Genomic DNA, 16317 nt, shown 5'->3' with positions numbered 1-16317 from the left:
TAATTAAGCATCTTTATGTATTTCAACACTGTGTGGGTAAGGAATTTCAATACCAGCAGCGTCAAGAGCTAATTTCACATTTTCTGTAACATCAAAATAAACAGTCCAATAATCTTCGGTTTTACACCAAGGTCTTGTAGCAAAGTTTACCGAACTATCTGCCAATTCTAAAACAGTAACAGCTGGAGCAGGATCTTTTAAAACTTTTGGGTGCGATGTTAAAACATTCATTATAACGTCTTTTGTTTGCTTAATATCGGCATCATAGCTAACACCAAAAACTAAATCAACACGACGCGTACCTTCGGTAGTATAATTAATAATATTACCGTTTGATAGAGCTGCATTAGGTATTATAATTTCTCGGTTAGATAACCCAGTAAGTTTAGTTGTAAAAATTTCAATTTCTTTTACAACACCAATTTCGCCTTGAGCTTCAATTAAATCTCCAATTTTTATTGGTTTAAAAATCATTAATAACACACCACCAGCAAAATTTCCTAACGACCCTTGTAAAGCCATACCAATTGCTAAACCAGCAGCAGCTAAAATAGCAGCAAACGACGTGGTTTCAACACCTAAAGTTCCTAGAACAACAATAATTAAAACAATTTTAAAAATCCAGCTTAATAAGTTAATTAAAAACTTTTGTAAGCTTTCGTCGTAATTTTGCTTAAGCATTACTTTTTTAAGGCCTTTAATTAAAGTTTTAATTACCCAAGAACCAATAATCCAGATAGCAATGGCTCCTATAATTTTCAGGCCATAATCTAAAATGAGGTCCATCCATTTTGATGCGTCAATGTTTTTTAAATCCATAATTTCTGATATTTATAATTATATTAAAGTTAGTAACTATTTATTTGCTTTTAACTTGGCTTAGGTAAAATAAAAGTTAAATTGTTTACAATATTATAGACACAGAAATATTAAACGGTCACTTTAAAAAACTAAAAACTCAATAAAATAATTATTAGTGTAATTATAGCTGGAACCGATTGAAAATAAAATAGCTTAATTTGTTTAGTTGAGTAAGCCCCATAAATACCAGCAATTATTACACAAACCGTAAAAAATAACGCGGTTGAAATATCATTTTTAATAATAGAAAATATAATTCCGGCAGCTATAAAACCATTATATAAACCTTGATTAGCGGCTAAAACTTTAGTTTCTTTAGCAAAAGCTTCAGATTTTATATTAAAGGCTTTTATGCCTTTTGGTTTGGTCCAGAAAAACATTTCTAAAATTAAAAAGTAAAAATGTTCTATAGCTACAAATGCGAGTAATATTATGGTTAATGTTTTCATTGTTTTGTTATAAGTTTTAAGGCTTCTTTAGTTTTGCTTACAGGTAATTTACATGATTTGTTTACACAAACATAAATTAAGGTTTTATCTGGTGTAAATCTGTTTTTTAATAGAGGCATACTGTTTTCATATTTAGATACAGCAATTAATTTATTTGGTAAATAGTTTTTATTTAATTCGGTTAGTTGTTTATTAACTTCATTACCAACTAATGCAACTTCGTAATATGGATGTGTGTAATTTAGCATTAAATTAAACCAATTTGAATAGCCAGATGGGTAATCTTGCATTTCCAAAGTTACGTTGTTTAGCATGTTTGTTGCTGTGTTATAAAAATATTCATTATCAAAATAATGTGACAATTTAAACAAGTTATTTGCCATAATAGAATTGCTGGCTGCTATTACGTTATCGCGGTATTCTACACTTCTAGATACTAAAGCTTCATCTTTACTGGATGTGAAGAAAAACATATTACTGGTTTTATTAAAAAAGAAATCGAAGGTGTAATTCGTTAAATCGCGCGATGTTTTTAACCATTTTTCTTCTCCGGTAACTTCGTAAAGCGCAATAAATGCCTCAATAGTGGTGGCGTAATCTTCTAAAAAACCATTAATGGAGCTTTTTCCATTTTTGTAATTATGAAACAAGCTACCATCGTTTTGTAACTGATTGTTTAAAATAAAGTTTGCGTTTTTTTCTGCAGAAGCGAGATAAATTTCATCACCTAAAACTCGGTAAGCATCCACGTAGGCTTTAAGCATTAAGGCATTCCAAGAGGTTAGAGTTTTATCGTCTAACCTTGGTTTTGGGCGTTTATTTCTAATTTCTAATAGTGTTTGCTTCCATTTTGTTTTATAGGATTGAAGGGCTTCTATTGAAATGTTATGTTTTTCCGCGAAAGCGTTATCGTCTTCATTTTTTATTAGTACGTAATTGTTATGCTCCCAAAACCCGAAATCGTTTACATTATAATAGTTGGAAAATAATAAGAAATCTTCTTTTAAAATATGTTCTAACTCTTGTTTTGTCCATACGTAAAACGCGCCTTCTTCTAATTCGTTGTTTTTATTTAAGCTATCGGCATCTAAAGAGGAGAAAAATGCACCGTTTTTAGTTGTCATTTCATTGTTTACAAAATTTAATGTTTCTGTAATTACGTTTTTGTAGAGTTCGCTTTTTGTAAGTTGGTAAGCATCGGCATATAAACTTACCAGTTGTGCATTGTCGTAAAGCATTTTTTCGAAATGCGGCACATGCCATTTAATATCGACAGAATATCGAGAAAAACCACCGCCAATATGGTCGTACAATCCGCCATAAGCCATTTTGGTTAGCGTAAGGTTTACAAAATTTAAAATGTCTTGGTCGTTATTTTGATAAGCATAACGAAGTAAAAATTGATAGTTATTTGGCATCATAAATTTTGGAGCTCGGTTAGTGCCACCATAATGCTTATCGAAACTTTTAGACCAATTTTTTATGGCATTATTTATAAATGTTTTATTAAAATCGGGTTTGTTATTGTTTGTAGCAACAACATCCATGCTTTTTATGCCTTGTTCTAATTTATTGGCATATTCATGTAGTTTTTCTGGGTTACTTTTATATAATTCTGCAATTTGGTTTAAAGCGCTAATCCATTGTTCTTTTTTAAAATATGTACCGCCCCAAACAGGTCTGCCATCTGGTAAGGCTACAATATTTAAAGGCCAACCACCTTGGCCAGTCATAAGTTGTACGGCATTCATGTAAACTTGGTCTACATCTGGGCGTTCTTCTCTATCAATTTTAATATTGATGTAATTGATGTTCATGGTTTGTGCTACCAACGAATCTTCAAAACTTTCATGTTCCATAACATGGCACCAATGGCAAGCCGCATACCCAATACTAATTAAAACAAGTTTGTTTTCTGTTTTAGCTTGATTTAATGTTTTACTATTCCAAGGTTGCCAATTAACAGGGTTATGCGCATGTTGTAAAAGATATGGGCTTGTTTCGTTAATTAATGCATTTGTATATTTATGGGTCATGGGTTTTGACGATTTAGAAGTACAAGAAAATAAAACAATAAAAATTACTAAAAGATAAAGATGTTTCATGTTATAAAAATAAGTATTATAAAATGAAAAAGCACTCTAAAAAAGAGTGCTTTAAAATATATATAAATAGGTAGTATTTAGGACTTATTCAATTTCGAAAGTAACTTTTAAATTTACTCGAAACTCGGTTACATCCCCATCTTTTACAATAGCGCTTTGGTCTTGAACGTAAACCGAACGAATATTTTTTAAGGTTTTTGAGGCTTCTTTTACTGCTTTTTTAGTAGCATCTTCCCAACTTTTATTTGAGTTAGAAAGCACCTCGATTACTTTTAATACTGCCATAATATTTTGTTTTTAAATTAATTTTGTTTTCTATTAATTTAGAAACAATTGGCTTTAAAAAGTCACATTAAGTTCTAAAAAACTTATCCATTAATAGCTTCAACCATGGCTACTTTGCCTGGAAGCATTTCTTTTAGCATATTTTCTATACCGTTTTTAAGTGTAAATGTTGACGATGGACAACCACTACATGCACCTTGAAGTAACACACTCACGTTTTTAGTGTTTTCGTCGTAACCAATAAACTGAATATTACCACCATCGCTCGCAACAGCTGGTTTTACATATTCTTCTAGAATATTTACAATTTGTTTCGATGTATCATCTAAAGCTTCGAAGTGATGGTCTAACTGTTCTGTAGATTTTTTAAGTGTTTCGGTAGCTTCTGGTAAAACAATGTCTTTACCCTTCTCAATAAAACTTCTTATAAATTCACGAATTTCAAATGTAATTTCTTGCCATTCGGTAATATCAAATTTTGTAATAGAAACATAGTTTTCATCAAAAAATACACTTTTTACAAAAGGAAAATGAAATAACTCTGTAGCTAGTGGCGATAATTTGGCTTCTTCAATAGAGGTAAACTCAAACATGGCTGTTACTAATTTTTTGTTAGCTACAAATTTCATTACGCTTGGGTTTGGTGTACTTTCAGCATATACCGTTACAGGTACTTTTTTTGCAGTTGCAGTTTCTGTTATTACAGTACCACCGTCGTTTAAATAAGCTTCAATTTGCTGAGCTACTTCATCTTGAACGTCTTTCCATTCTACAATATTATAGCGTTCTACGGCAATAAAGTTTCCAGATATATAAATTTTCTTTACGAAAGGTAAATAAAATAATTGTTGAGCCAGTGGCGAAGACTTTGCTTCGTCTATGTTGTTAAATTCGAAACTCTGATTTTTAGTTACAAATTGGTTTAATTCAAATTTTACAATGGCATTGTTTGTTGTTTCTTGCACAGAAACCTTAAAAGTGTTCATTTCAACTAATTTTTTACAAAAATACTAAAAGAAACATTTTCTTGCTTAAATATTTGAGGTTTGTTCCAATTGTTAAATAATAGAAATTACCGATTAAAATTCGTATTTTTTGCAAGTAATTTTTTTTGAAAACAAACGTTTATTCAATATTAACCTACTTGGTTTTATCTATGATTAAAAAAAATACGTTAGCAGTAATTCTTTTTACTTTGGTATCGTTTGTTGCAACTTCGCAGGAAGGTTTGCCAATATATACTGATTATTTAACCGATAACTACTACTTAATTCATCCATCAATGGCTGGAGCGGCTAACTGTGCTAAAGTAAGGTTAACAGGCCGCCAACAATGGTTTGGTCATGAGGATGCACCGCGATTAATGACGGTTAGTGCTAATGGAAGAATAGGCGATTCACCATCTGGTATTGGTGGTATTGTTTTTGCCGATAAAAACGGATATCATTCCCAAACAGGCGCTTATTTTACTTATGCGCATCACTTAATGTTTTCCAGAAGTGAAGTAGATTTAAACATGCTGTCCTTTGGTTTAAGTGCAGGCTTTATTCAATATCAACTCGATGAAACTAGTTTTTTGTTCGATGGTCCAGATCCTATTGTTAGTGGTGGTGTAGAAAACGCAACTAATTTTAATATCGATTTTGGTTTTTCTTATCATTATCTGGATTTTTATCTGCACGGAACCATTAAAAATGTTTTAGAAAATTCTGGTGTAAACAACGATTTAGCTATAACTAGTAATTTACGTCGCTATTTATTTTCTACTGGTTACGTGTTTAATAAATATGGAAGCTCTTGGAGTTTCGAGCCTTCCGTTATGTTTCAATTGCGAGAATTAACCCAAGAAGCAGCAATCGATTTTAACGCAAAAGCTTACAAAACTATGGATTTTGGTAAAATTTGGGCCGGTTTATCTTATCGTAAAAGCTTCGATGGTGCCGAGTATCTTAACGATGGAAACGCTATAGATAGCCAAACCTTAAACCAAATTACACCTATACTAGGAATTGATTACAACAGTTTAATGTTTGCCTATAACTATACCCACCAGTTAGACGATGTTGTTTATACCAACGGTGGCTTTCATCAAATTACTATAGGGTTTAACTTTAGTTGTCGTCGCGAACGTTTCGACTGTAATTGCCCTGCAGTTAATTAAAAATAAACTATGCCAATTATAAAGTCTGTAAACGGTAAACATCCGCAATTACCAGAAGATTGTTATATCGCGGAAAACGCAACAATTGTTGGCGAGGTTACGGCAGGAAACCAATGTAGTTTTTGGTTTAATGCTGTAGTGCGAGGCGATGTGCATTTTATAAAAATGGGAAATAAAGTTAACGTACAGGACGGTGCGGTAATTCACGCTACATATAAAACATCTCCAACAACAATAGGTAATAACGTTTCCATAGGGCACAATGCCATAGTGCACGGTTGCACCATTCACGATAATGTTTTGGTTGGCATGGGCAGTATTATTATGGATAATTGTATCGTGGAAAGCAATAGTATCATCGCTGCAGGAGCCGTTTTAACGCAAAATACCCACGTAGAATCTGGCAGTATTTATGCCGGAGTTCCAGCTAAAAAAATAAAAGATGTTAGCCCAGAACTAATTTCTGGTCAAATTGATAGAATAGCGAATAACTATATTAAATATTCCAGTTGGTTTAAAGAAGATTAAAACAAACGCATTATAAATAAATTGGGCGTTACCACAAGGGTCAGACTTTTCGTTACTAGTTTTGGCTCGATGCGCGCCTCGCCAAAAGCTAACCACTTCAATCCTTAACGCAATTTAAGTTACCTTAAAAATCTAAATAATTAACGGTATAATTAGTTCCTAAAAGGCTTTTCATAACTTCCGTATTACTATTTGAGAAGAATGTATTTTCACCTTTTACATGCAATGAATTAAGTAAATCGTTCTGTTCTAAAACAGATTTAGTTTGTCGTGCAACAGCGGCACCAGAATCTATAATTTTAACATGTTTTGGTAAAAGTTTTATAAGCAACGGCATTAAGTAGGGGTAATGCGTGCAGCCTAATACCAAATAATCAATATTAGCATCAATCATGGGTTGCAAATACCCTGTTAAAATGCTATTCATTTCATCCGAAAATAGCTTGCCATTTTCAATAAGTTCTACAATACCATCGCCATGCTGTTCAATTACTTTTATGTTACTAGCAAACAAGGTTGAGGTTTTCGAGAATAACGCACTACTCAATGTACCGCGTGTAGCTAAAATACCTATGCTGTTTGTTTTTGTTTGCAAAGCAGCTGGTTTAATAGCAGGTTCAATACCAATAAACGGTAAGCTGTAATTAGCTCTTAAGTAATCTATGGCATTTGTAGTGGCCGTGTTGCATGCCACAACAATAAGCTTACAGTTTTGTTTTATTAAGTACTCTGTATTTTTAATGCTTAAATTTATAATGGCCTCTTTTCCTTTTGGGCCGTAAGGCGCATTTTTACTATCGGCTAAATAAATGGTGTTTTCGTTTGGAAGCAGTGTGTTAATTTCCGTCCAAATGGAAGTACCCCCAATTCCAGAATCGAAAATGCCAATATCGTTTGTTTTCATAGTTTAACAAAAATAAAAAAGCTGCTTTAAAAAGCAGCTTTTTTATTTTTAAGAGTAAAGGTTTTATTAAATACCTAATTTTTTCTTTACATCTGTAGAGATATCTTTTCCTTCGGCTACAATTAAAGTAGCTCTGTCTAAAACGTAATCGTAACCTAAAGATTTTGCAACTTCGTTAATAGCATTCATCGCTTTTTCTTGAATAGGCTTAAATAATTCAGCTTCTTTTTCTGCAATGTGCTTTTGTGCATCAGCTCTAAATTGAGCAATACGTTGTTGCTTTTCTTGTAACTCTAAACCACGTTTTTGGTTTTCTTCATCGGTTTTAGTACTAGCTTCTGCTTCGTATTGCTTAACCGTGTTTTGGTACTCGGTAATAGATGCTTGAATATCGGTTTGGTAGGTTTTACCAAGTGTTTCAAGTTCAGACTGAGCAGCTTTAGCCTCTGGCATAGCAGCAATTAATTCTTGAGTGTTTATATGTGCAACTTTACTTTGTGCTTGAGTAAAGCTAATAGTACCAATGCATAATGCCGTCGCTAATAAAATAGTTTTTAAGTGTTTCATTGTTAAAGTATTAATGTGTGTTATAAATTATTAATTGTTGTTTAAGCTATCTTTAGCTTTTTGTCTTTCTTCTAGTATTTTCTTCTTTTTTTCTTCTAGTTCTTTTTTTCTGGCAGCTCTTTCGGCTAATTTACGTTGCCTATTTTCTTCAATAAGCTGTTCTCTAGTTTTAGGTGCTTCAGATTCCGTTTCTTCGGTTTCTTCGGTTTTTTCAGTTCCTGTTTTTTCAGTGCCTGCGCCTTCAGTTACTTTAGTTTCTGTATCGGAGCCTTCTAGTTTAGCCTGTCTAGCTTTTTCACGTTCTTCTAATATTTTTTTACGACGTTCTTCGGCAGCTTTAACTTTAGCTTCGCGAGCAGCTAATTTTTCTTGTCTTGCTTTTTCAATAGCACTTTCTCTAGCAGCTTTTTTTTCTTCTAAAGCTTTTTGTCTGGCTTCTAATTCGGTGTTTATTTCCGGAATTAACTCTTCTTCTTTAGCTGCTTTTCTTTCAGCTTTGGTTTGCGCTTGGTTTCGTTTTGCTGTTCTTGTTATACTTCGTAAAATTTGCTCGCTAATATCGTAAGCTTTGTTAGAGTATAACATGTTTACTTCGGCTTTATCTAAAACCATATCGTAGCTTTTGCCCGCAGCGATGTCTTGTACGGCTGCAAAAATTTGATCTTGAATAGGCTGCATTAATTGTTTTTGCTGAATAAACAAATCTCCGTTTGGGCCAAATCGCTTTTGTTGATAATCTAGAATTTCTTGCTCTTCAAACAAAATGTCCTCTTCGCGTTCGTTTATTAACTCTTTAGTTAAAAGTGCCTTTTCGTTACTTAAATCTTTTCGCTTTTGCTCGATTGCGGTTAGCTTTTGATGGATTTCATTTTTCCATTTTTCGGCTTTAGTATTAAGTTGATTTGACGCTTCTTGGTATTCTGGAACATTTTCTAAAATATATTCGGTATCAATATAAGCAACTCTTAAACCACGTTGAGCAAACGACGATAGACTTACAGTAAGAACTAATGTCAATAAAAAAAGAACTTTATTTTGCATGGGTTTATATTTTATAATTTGAAAATTCATAAATGTTAAATATAATCGTAAAATTTTACTTCGGTAAATTTACTGTTTTCAAAATTAACGAATTTTAACATTAAAAATTTTAATTATTATGCAAAACATCAAAGTGTTATTAGAAAATATCGTGCCAAAATTATTTTTTAATTAAAATTGCTGCCCGATTATGAAGTGAGTTTCCCATCCGTTTTTAACTGTTTGCCCTGGTAATGGGTCGAATCCGTGACCAAAATCGATTCCTAATAAACCAAATGCTGGCATAAAAATACGAACACCTAAACCAGCCGAACGTTTTATATTAAATGGGTTGTAGTCTCTAAAACTGTTATACGATACTCCGCCTTCTAAAAAACCTAGGGCATATATTTTAGCCGATGCTTTTAACGTTATTGGGTAACGTAATTCTAAAGAAAACTTGTTGTAAATAGTACCACCATCGCTCGATGCTTGATTGGTTGATTCATCAAGTGGTGTTAGCGATTGGTTAGGGTAACCACGTAATTGTATTACTTCACGGCCATCTAAACTATAGTTTGCTAAACCATCGCCTCCTAAAAAGTAGCGCTCAAAAGGAATTACACCTCTATCTTGATTGTAGGCACCTAAAAAGCCAAATTCCACTAACGGACGCAGCACTAAATCTTTAGTAAGTTGTGTGTACCATTCTCCTTGAAAGTTAACTTTGTAAAATTCTAACCACTTAAAACGTTCTTGATCTATTTCTCCAGCACGCGCGTAATCATCAGCATCTGTTAAATCAAGGTCATCATATTCATCTTTTAATTCGGCATAGTCCACACCGTTAAAGAGTGAATATGGAAGCGTAAGTTTAGCGGTAACACTAAATTTAGATCCACCGGTAGGATAAATAGGGTCTACACTCGTATTATTTCTACTTAACCCAACGGTGTAAGATAAGTTGTTCGAGTAACCATCACCAAATGTAAATAAACCGGTATTGTAATTATTTAAATCGTAACGCTGAAAACTTATGGCTTGCGATAATGTAAAATAATCGTCTGGAACAGTTAATCGTTTTGCTAAGCCAAAGGTAAGTCCGGTGATATTAAAGCTTCTGCTTTTATCGGCATTTCCAGTAGTATAATCATATAAAAACTGTTTTGTGTGCGATAATGATGTTGAAAATTGCACTGGGCGTTTACCACCTAACCAAGGCTCGGAGAACGAGAAACTATAGGTTTGGAAAAAACGGCTTGCTTGTAAACGTAATGCTAATTTTTGTCCGTCGCCCATTGGTATTGGTTTGTATGCTTCTTTTTTGAAAATATCTTTTATTGAAAAGTTATTAAACGATAAACCTAAAGTACCAATAAAACCACCACCACCGTAGCCACCTTGAAGTTCGATTTGGCTAGAACCGGTTTCTTTAACCGAATATTCCATATCGATGGTTCCTTCGTTAGGGTTTGGGTTGTTAAAGTTTGGTGTAATTTCTTGGGCATCGAAAAACCCTAATTGCCCAAGTTCACGAACGGTACGTACTACATTGGCTTTACTATATAATTGCCCTGGGCGCGTACGTATTTCACGATACACTACATGATCGTTTGTTTTGTCGTTACCAACCACAGATACATTATTGAAATATGCTGGCTTTCCTTCAGAAATTCTAACTTCAATATCAATAACGTTATTATCGGCACTAACTTCAACTGGGTTTATGGTAGAGAATAAGTATCCGTTATTTTGGTATTGGTTTGTAATATCGAAACCGTCTGGTTTAGTGTCGTCTGCAATTCGTTTTTGTAGTTCTACACCGTTATATGTGTCGCCTTTATTAATTCTTAAAATACGGCTTAAATATTCGTTTGAGTATACGGTATTACCAATAAATGTAATATCGCCAAAGGTGTAAAGTTCGCCTTCATTTACGACTATTTTTAACGAGATAGTTTTGTCGTCGTTTACAATAACGCTATCGGTAATTATACGTGCATCGCGATAGCCGTTTTCTTTGTATTTATCTACGATGTGTCCTAAATCGGCTTGATATGCAGAATCGATAAATTTTGAACGCTTGTAAACACGTAAACGGTTAATTTTTTTGGTGCTTTTCATAGCTTTTCTAAGCTTTTTATCACTTAAAATGGAGTTGCCTGAAAATGCTATATCTTTAATTTTTACTTTTTCACCTTTATCAATATTAAGCACCATATTTACTCGAGCTGTAGGAATAGAATCCTTAACTTCTATAGTGTTAACATGTACTTTTGTATTTAAAAAACCGTCCTTCTTGTATTTTTTTTGTAAATAATTTTTTGTTGTTGTAATAAGGTTTTCGGTAACTTTTACTCCTTTATTAAGTTTGGCTTCTTTAATAATAGCTTCTTGTTTCCCTTTTTTTACACCGTTAATTTTTAAAAGGTTTAGCTGTGGTAAATCGGAAAGGTTAATTTCTAAATAAGCTACATCGCCTTCGGTGCGAGTTACGAAAACTTCGATATCGCTAAACAATTTTGAGTTCCAAAGTTTTTTAATTGCATTTGCTATTTCTTCGCCAGGAATGGTAATTTCTTTGCCTTTTGTTAAGCCAGAATAAGAAATTATGGTTTGCTCATTAAATGAAGTGTCTCCAGAAACAGTTATTGCTCCTATAGTGTATTTGCTACCTTCGCTATAAGTTTGAGCTTCAATGCTTAAGCAGGTAATTAAAAAAAGTAATGTTAAAGTATACTTTACATTTAGTTTTGAAATTAGCGTGTTAGCTAAGTTGTTCACTTGTTTTCCCAAATCGTCGTTCTCTTTTTTGATATTCAATAATAGCTTCATACAAATGTTGCTTGGTAAAATCTGGCCATAATACTTTTGTAAAATATAATTCGGCGTAAGCGATTTGCCAGAGCAAAAAATTACTAATACGTTGTTCTCCACTAGTTCTAATAAGCAAATCCACGTCTGGTAAATTTTGCGTGTAAAGATGCTTATTTATAATTGATTCTTCAATATTTTCCGGCGAAATTATATTATTTTTAACTTTAATGCTAATTTCTTTAACAGTGTTTAGTAATTCTTCTCTAGAACCATAGCTTAACGCAAGGGTAAGCGTCATTCTTGAATTATTCGCAGTTTTGTTAATAACGTCGGTAAGCTCGCTGTGTACTTTTTTTGGTAGTGTATTTAAATTTCCAATGGCAGCGAGTTTTATATTGTTGTCTTGAAGCGTTGAAATTTCTTTTTTAAGCGAAGAGACTAAAAGCTTCATTAAGGTTTGTACTTCAAGTTTTGGACGATTCCAGTTTTCGGTAGAAAATGCGTATAATGTTAGGTTTTCTATGCCTAATTCGGCGCAAGCTTCAACGGTTTGTCTTACCGCTTTTGTTCCGTTTTCATGCCCAAAAGCACGAATCATGCCTTGTTGTTTTGCCCAACGCCCATTACCATCCATAATAATGGCGATGTGTTTTGGTAATCTATTTAGTTTTATGTTTTCTTTTAAATCCATTTTAATCTATACAATAGCATGGTTTTTCTCCAAAGGTGTAAGTTAGTGTAAAACCTGTAAATACATACCAGTCGTTATTGTTTATATTTCCGAAACTATAATCTTCTGATGTGTTTTCTGGAAAGCTGCCATCTATTTGATCTGTAAAGGTGTATCTTGCTCCGATTTCGAAACTGAGGATAAAATTACCCAAAAAATTTGATTTTATACCTATAGCCATAGGTATTCCAAAGGTCCATTCTCTTTTATTTTGATCAATGGGTAAAGCATTCTCGTAATAATAGTTTATGTAGTTAACGGCACTTATACCTGAAAATAAGTAGGGTGTTATTAATTTATCTTCGGAGTGTAAATTGAAGTCTAAAAAAGTAAATTCCATTCCAGCAGAAATTTCTAATAAATTTGAATCTAAGTAATAATCTCTTTGTTGTCGTCTTGGGTCGTCTGAATCGCTATCGTATGCTTTTAAATCGGAATAAACTATTGAGGCTCTCCAAGAATGTCGCGGACTAGCATTCCATTTATAAACTAATCCCAGAGAAGGCGCATTCGGGGCTATATACTGCGTAGAACCAATATCGCCAATAAAATTACTGCCCCCACCAAAAACACCAATTTCGTTTATTTGAGCGTTAGAGAATTGAATATATAAAATACTTAATGTCAATAGAATAAATTGCTTCATAAATATTCAAAAGTTTGCAAATATAATAAATAAGATGAGTTTACAATGTGTAAGACCCTTTTAGTCTGAGTTTAAAACAGATTTTCTTATAAATTATTGTTTCTGGTTGCGGTTGTCTTCCCCCCAAAGCAATTTTTTTCTTAAAGTGTCTAAAAAGCTTTCATTGAATAAATCTATCATTTTAATAGTAAAATCGGCTTTCTTAATTTTAATGATGGTTCCATTATCTAAAGTCGCAATTCTGGAATCTAACGATATTAAATGCTGTTGCTCTCTACCATCAACTTTTAATTGTATTTCGGTAGAATCTGGTATAACTAAGGGGCGTGCACTTAAATTATGCGGTGCTATTGGTGTGAGTACAAAACTGTAGGCGCCTGGTGTAATTACTGGTCCACCGCAACTTAAGGAATATCCTGTAGAGCCTGTTGGTGTAGATACTATTAAACCGTCGCTCCAGTACGACGTTAAGTGTTCACCATCTAGATGAGTTTCAACGGTTATCATAGATGTTGTGTTTTTGCGGCTAACAGTAACTTCATTTAATGCGAAATATAAATTTTCTACATCCTCGTTTGTTGGTAATGTTTCAACAGCTAATAAACTACGTTCGGAAATTTTGTATTTACCATCAATTATATTTTGAAAGGCTTGTTCAATAGCTTCAACATGTATCGTGGCTAAAAAACCTAAACGGCCAGTGTTTATACCAATTATTGGTATGTCTATGTCTTTTACGTAAGTTATAGCTCTTAAAATTGTACCATCGCCACCAACACTTACCAGTAAATCAAAGGTTTTATCAAGTTGGTTAAATTTATTGAAGGTTTCAAAGCCTTTTATATTGTGAGCTTCGTTGTTTATTAAATTATAAAATTCATCTTCAATGTAGGCTTCAATATCTTGTCTAAACAAATAATTAAACAATGTTTCAACAGATTTGCTTGTTGTTTTGTTGTAATAGCGTCCAAAAACGGCAACTTTCATAAGTTAAATGTTTAAATATCGGTTTAAATAATCGCTTCGTTCTTTTAAGTTGGCAACGTAGCTATCCTCTTCATGGTTTGATATAATGTTGTAACTGTAACGACGAAAAGTTTGAATAATATCGTTAAGTCCAATATTGCCAATTTTTATGGTAATTTGCACTAAATCGGAATTCATTTTAGATAAAAAGGCACCTAGTAATTTACCATCGTTCGATTCTACAATCTGGCTAATCTCGCTAAAAGAGTAATCGTTTATGCCTTTTTCTACAACTAAAACACCGCCTGGTTCTGCAAAAAATGGAGAATCGCCAAATAAATTAATTATATCGTTTAGTTCGTAGTAGCCTAAGTAGGTGTTGTTTTCGCTTAAAACGGGCATAATATTAGCCGAGTTAATTGAAAAAGCTTCTAAAACATCCAGTAATAAGGTGGTGTTACGAACGTAAAAATCTTCAATAGCATATTTGTATTCATCTAGTTGTTTGTTGCTGTCAAAACAATGAGCATCAGTTTCAGAGAAACAACCTAGATAGGTATTGTTATCATCTTTTATTGGGATGTGAGTTAAGGTTAACTGATTAAATAGCTGTTGCATATCACTAATTTTACTTTTACTATTTAACGGTTTTATATCGTTTAAAATAAATTCTGAAAGTTTCATAACACGATTATTTACCCGCAAATTAATCAAAAAAATACTATGTAAGCCTGTTCTACTTTGTATTTTTGTTTAATAAAAATAGATTTATGACTAAGTTAAGTGTAAATATTAACAAGATAGCCACATTAAGAAACTCCAGAGGTGGCGATGTTCCAAATGTAGTGCAGTTTGCCAAAGATGCGCAGCGTTTTGGGGCAGAAGGTATAACCATACATCCAAGGCCAGACGAGCGCCATATTCGTTACCAAGACGCTAGAGATTTAAAACCAGAAGTTTATACAGAATATAATATTGAAGGAAACCCAGTAGAATCGTTTATGAAATTGGTTTTAGAAGTAAAACCTACACAGGTTACTTTAGTGCCAGATGCAGTTGATGCTATTACAAGTAATGCCGGTTGGGATACCATTAAGCATAAAGATTTTTTAATTGATGTTATAAAAGAATTTAAGCAAAACGATATTAGAACTTCCATATTTGTAGACCCTGTTTTAAAGCAAATAGAAGGAGCTAAAGCTACAGGAACAGATAGAATAGAACTCTATACTGAAGCTTTTGCGCACCAATATAGTTTAGGAAATAAAGATGCAATAAAACCTTATACCGAAAGCGCAAAACTTGCAGGAGAATTAGGTTTAGGGTTAAACGCAGGACACGATTTATCTCTAGATAACATTAAGTTTTTTAAAGAAAATATTCCAGGGTTGTTAGAGGTTTCTATAGGTCACGCCTTGATAGCTGAAAGTTTATATTTAGGTGCAGAAAATGTTATACAAATGTATTTACATAAATTAAAATAATGGAACAGCTTTATTCAAATATTTTAGGCGAGGGTAAACCCTTTATAATTTTGCATGGTTTTTTAGGTATGAGCGATAACTGGAAAACTTTAGGCAAGCAATTTAGCGAACAAGGTTACCAAATGCATTTAATAGACCAACGAAATCATGGACGTAGTTTTTGGAGCGAAACATTTAACTACGAAGTATTAGCCCAAGATTTAAAAAACTATTGCGACCATAATAACTTTAAAGATGTTGTTTTGTTGGGGCATTCTATGGGAGGTAAAACAGCTATGATGTTTTCTACCTTATATCCAGAATATGTTTCTAAATTAATTGTTGCCGATATTTCTCCGCGTTTTTATCCGGTGCATCACGATGGCATTTTAAACGGATTAAGTGCTATAAATTTTGATGCCATTAAAAGTAGAGGGGAAGCCGACAAAATGTTAAGTGAATATGTTGATGATTTTGGTACTCGCCAGTTTTTACTAAAAAACGTTTACCGTGTTACTAAAGATAAGTTAGGGCTTCGTATAAATTTAGAAGTATTAAAAAATGAAGTAGGAGAAGTAGGTGAAGCTTTACCAACACAACAAACATTTGGGAAAGATACTTTGTTTTTGCGTGGAGACCGATCGGAATACATAGGGGTTGGAGACGAAAGTATTATTAAAAGTCATTTTGAAAAAGCCAAAATTGTAACCATTTCCAATGCAGGACATTGGTTACATGCCGAAAATCCTAAAGAGTTTTATGAATCTGTTATGAACTTCTTAAGCTAAGTTTTGTTATATTTAGTAAAACAATCC

At 33.1% G+C, this 16317-nt stretch carries 17 protein-coding genes; 4 read left to right on the top strand and 13 right to left on the bottom strand.

Annotated features, from left to right (window positions below; genetic code table 11):
* Nucleotides 1-3: 3 nt before the first annotated feature.
* The 5 genes from LG651_RS00860 to LG651_RS00840 all read right to left on the bottom strand — a co-directional run bounded on the left by LG651_RS00860 (nucleotide 4) and on the right by LG651_RS00840 (nucleotide 4686).
* Nucleotides 4-819 (bottom strand): mechanosensitive ion channel family protein, encoded by an 816-nt coding sequence (locus tag LG651_RS00860; protein ID WP_226694276.1) that lies wholly within the window; start codon nucleotides 817-819, stop codon nucleotides 4-6.
* Between the two features lie 131 nt (nucleotides 820-950).
* Nucleotides 951-1310 (bottom strand): DUF1304 domain-containing protein, encoded by a 360-nt coding sequence (locus tag LG651_RS00855; RefSeq protein WP_226694275.1) that lies wholly within the window; start codon nucleotides 1308-1310, stop codon nucleotides 951-953.
* A complete protein-coding gene (locus tag LG651_RS00850; protein WP_226694274.1) occupies nucleotides 1307-3415 on the bottom strand; it encodes a thioredoxin domain-containing protein in 2109 nt (702 codons plus the stop codon). The genes LG651_RS00855 and LG651_RS00850 overlap by 4 nt, the downstream gene beginning before the upstream one ends.
* An 84-nt stretch (nucleotides 3416-3499) precedes the next feature.
* Complete coding sequence (locus LG651_RS00845) at nucleotides 3500-3700, bottom strand: dodecin family protein (protein ID WP_226543793.1); 201 nt, start codon at nucleotides 3698-3700, stop codon at nucleotides 3500-3502.
* 83 nt (nucleotides 3701-3783) lie between these two features.
* Entirely contained in the window at nucleotides 3784-4686 is a 903-nt protein-coding gene (locus LG651_RS00840) for a NifU family protein (RefSeq protein WP_226694273.1), read from the bottom strand.
* A gap of 170 nt (nucleotides 4687-4856) precedes the next feature.
* Between LG651_RS00840 and LG651_RS00835 the strand changes: the two genes are divergently transcribed.
* Nucleotides 4857-5861: a PorP/SprF family type IX secretion system membrane protein gene (locus LG651_RS00835; RefSeq protein WP_226694272.1), complete on the top strand. Its 1005-nt coding sequence runs from the start codon at nucleotides 4857-4859 to the stop codon at nucleotides 5859-5861.
* A gap of 9 nt (nucleotides 5862-5870) precedes the next feature.
* Nucleotides 5871-6389 (top strand): gamma carbonic anhydrase family protein, encoded by a 519-nt coding sequence (locus tag LG651_RS00830; RefSeq protein ID WP_226694271.1) that lies wholly within the window; start codon nucleotides 5871-5873, stop codon nucleotides 6387-6389.
* Between the two features lie 124 nt (nucleotides 6390-6513).
* Here LG651_RS00830 and murI read toward each other — a convergent pair whose 3' ends face one another.
* From murI to LG651_RS00790, 8 genes are all read right to left on the bottom strand, one after another.
* Complete coding sequence (murI, locus tag LG651_RS00825; protein WP_226694270.1) at nucleotides 6514-7293, bottom strand: glutamate racemase; 780 nt, start codon at nucleotides 7291-7293, stop codon at nucleotides 6514-6516.
* Nucleotides 7294-7359: 66 nt separating this feature from the next.
* Complete coding sequence (locus tag LG651_RS00820; protein WP_226694269.1) at nucleotides 7360-7860, bottom strand: OmpH family outer membrane protein; 501 nt, start codon at nucleotides 7858-7860, stop codon at nucleotides 7360-7362.
* A gap of 30 nt (nucleotides 7861-7890) precedes the next feature.
* Nucleotides 7891-8901: an OmpH family outer membrane protein gene (locus tag LG651_RS00815; RefSeq protein ID WP_226694268.1), complete on the bottom strand. Its 1011-nt coding sequence runs from the start codon at nucleotides 8899-8901 to the stop codon at nucleotides 7891-7893.
* A gap of 171 nt (nucleotides 8902-9072) precedes the next feature.
* A complete protein-coding gene (locus tag LG651_RS00810) occupies nucleotides 9073-11715 on the bottom strand; it encodes a BamA/OMP85 family outer membrane protein (RefSeq protein WP_226694267.1) in 2643 nt (880 codons plus the stop codon).
* On the bottom strand, nucleotides 11648-12388 hold the full coding sequence (locus LG651_RS00805) for an isoprenyl transferase (protein WP_226694266.1): 741 nt from the start codon (nucleotides 12386-12388) through the stop codon (nucleotides 11648-11650). Before LG651_RS00805 ends, LG651_RS00810 begins: the two co-directional genes overlap by 68 nt.
* Before the next feature lies 1 nt (nucleotide 12389).
* Nucleotides 12390-13073 carry a type IX secretion system protein PorG gene (gene porG, locus LG651_RS00800; RefSeq protein WP_226694265.1) on the bottom strand — a complete coding sequence of 228 codons (684 nt, stop codon included), beginning with the start codon at nucleotides 13071-13073 and terminating at the stop codon, nucleotides 12390-12392.
* A gap of 93 nt (nucleotides 13074-13166) precedes the next feature.
* A complete protein-coding gene (locus LG651_RS00795) occupies nucleotides 13167-14060 on the bottom strand; it encodes an NAD kinase (RefSeq protein ID WP_226694264.1) in 894 nt (297 codons plus the stop codon).
* Nucleotides 14061-14063: 3 nt separating this feature from the next.
* A complete protein-coding gene (locus LG651_RS00790) occupies nucleotides 14064-14723 on the bottom strand; it encodes a CBS domain-containing protein (RefSeq protein WP_226694263.1) in 660 nt (219 codons plus the stop codon).
* A gap of 86 nt (nucleotides 14724-14809) precedes the next feature.
* On the opposite strand from LG651_RS00790, the gene LG651_RS00785 reads away from it, so the two are divergent.
* Nucleotides 14810-15523: a pyridoxine 5'-phosphate synthase gene (locus LG651_RS00785; protein WP_226694262.1), complete on the top strand. Its 714-nt coding sequence runs from the start codon at nucleotides 14810-14812 to the stop codon at nucleotides 15521-15523.
* Nucleotides 15523-16290, top strand: coding sequence for an alpha/beta fold hydrolase (locus tag LG651_RS00780; RefSeq protein WP_226694261.1), 768 nt, complete (start codon nucleotides 15523-15525; stop codon nucleotides 16288-16290). Before LG651_RS00785 ends, LG651_RS00780 begins: the two co-directional genes overlap by 1 nt.
* Nucleotides 16291-16317: the final 27 nt, after the last annotated feature.

Origin of the sequence: Neotamlana sargassicola, assembly GCF_020523965.1 — a bacterium.
In the GTDB taxonomy this organism is placed as follows: Bacteria; Bacteroidota; Bacteroidia; order Flavobacteriales; family Flavobacteriaceae; genus Neotamlana; species Neotamlana sargassicola.
Note: the sequence above shows the minus strand (reverse complement) of the source record. Positions and strands in the feature narration are given on the sequence as shown.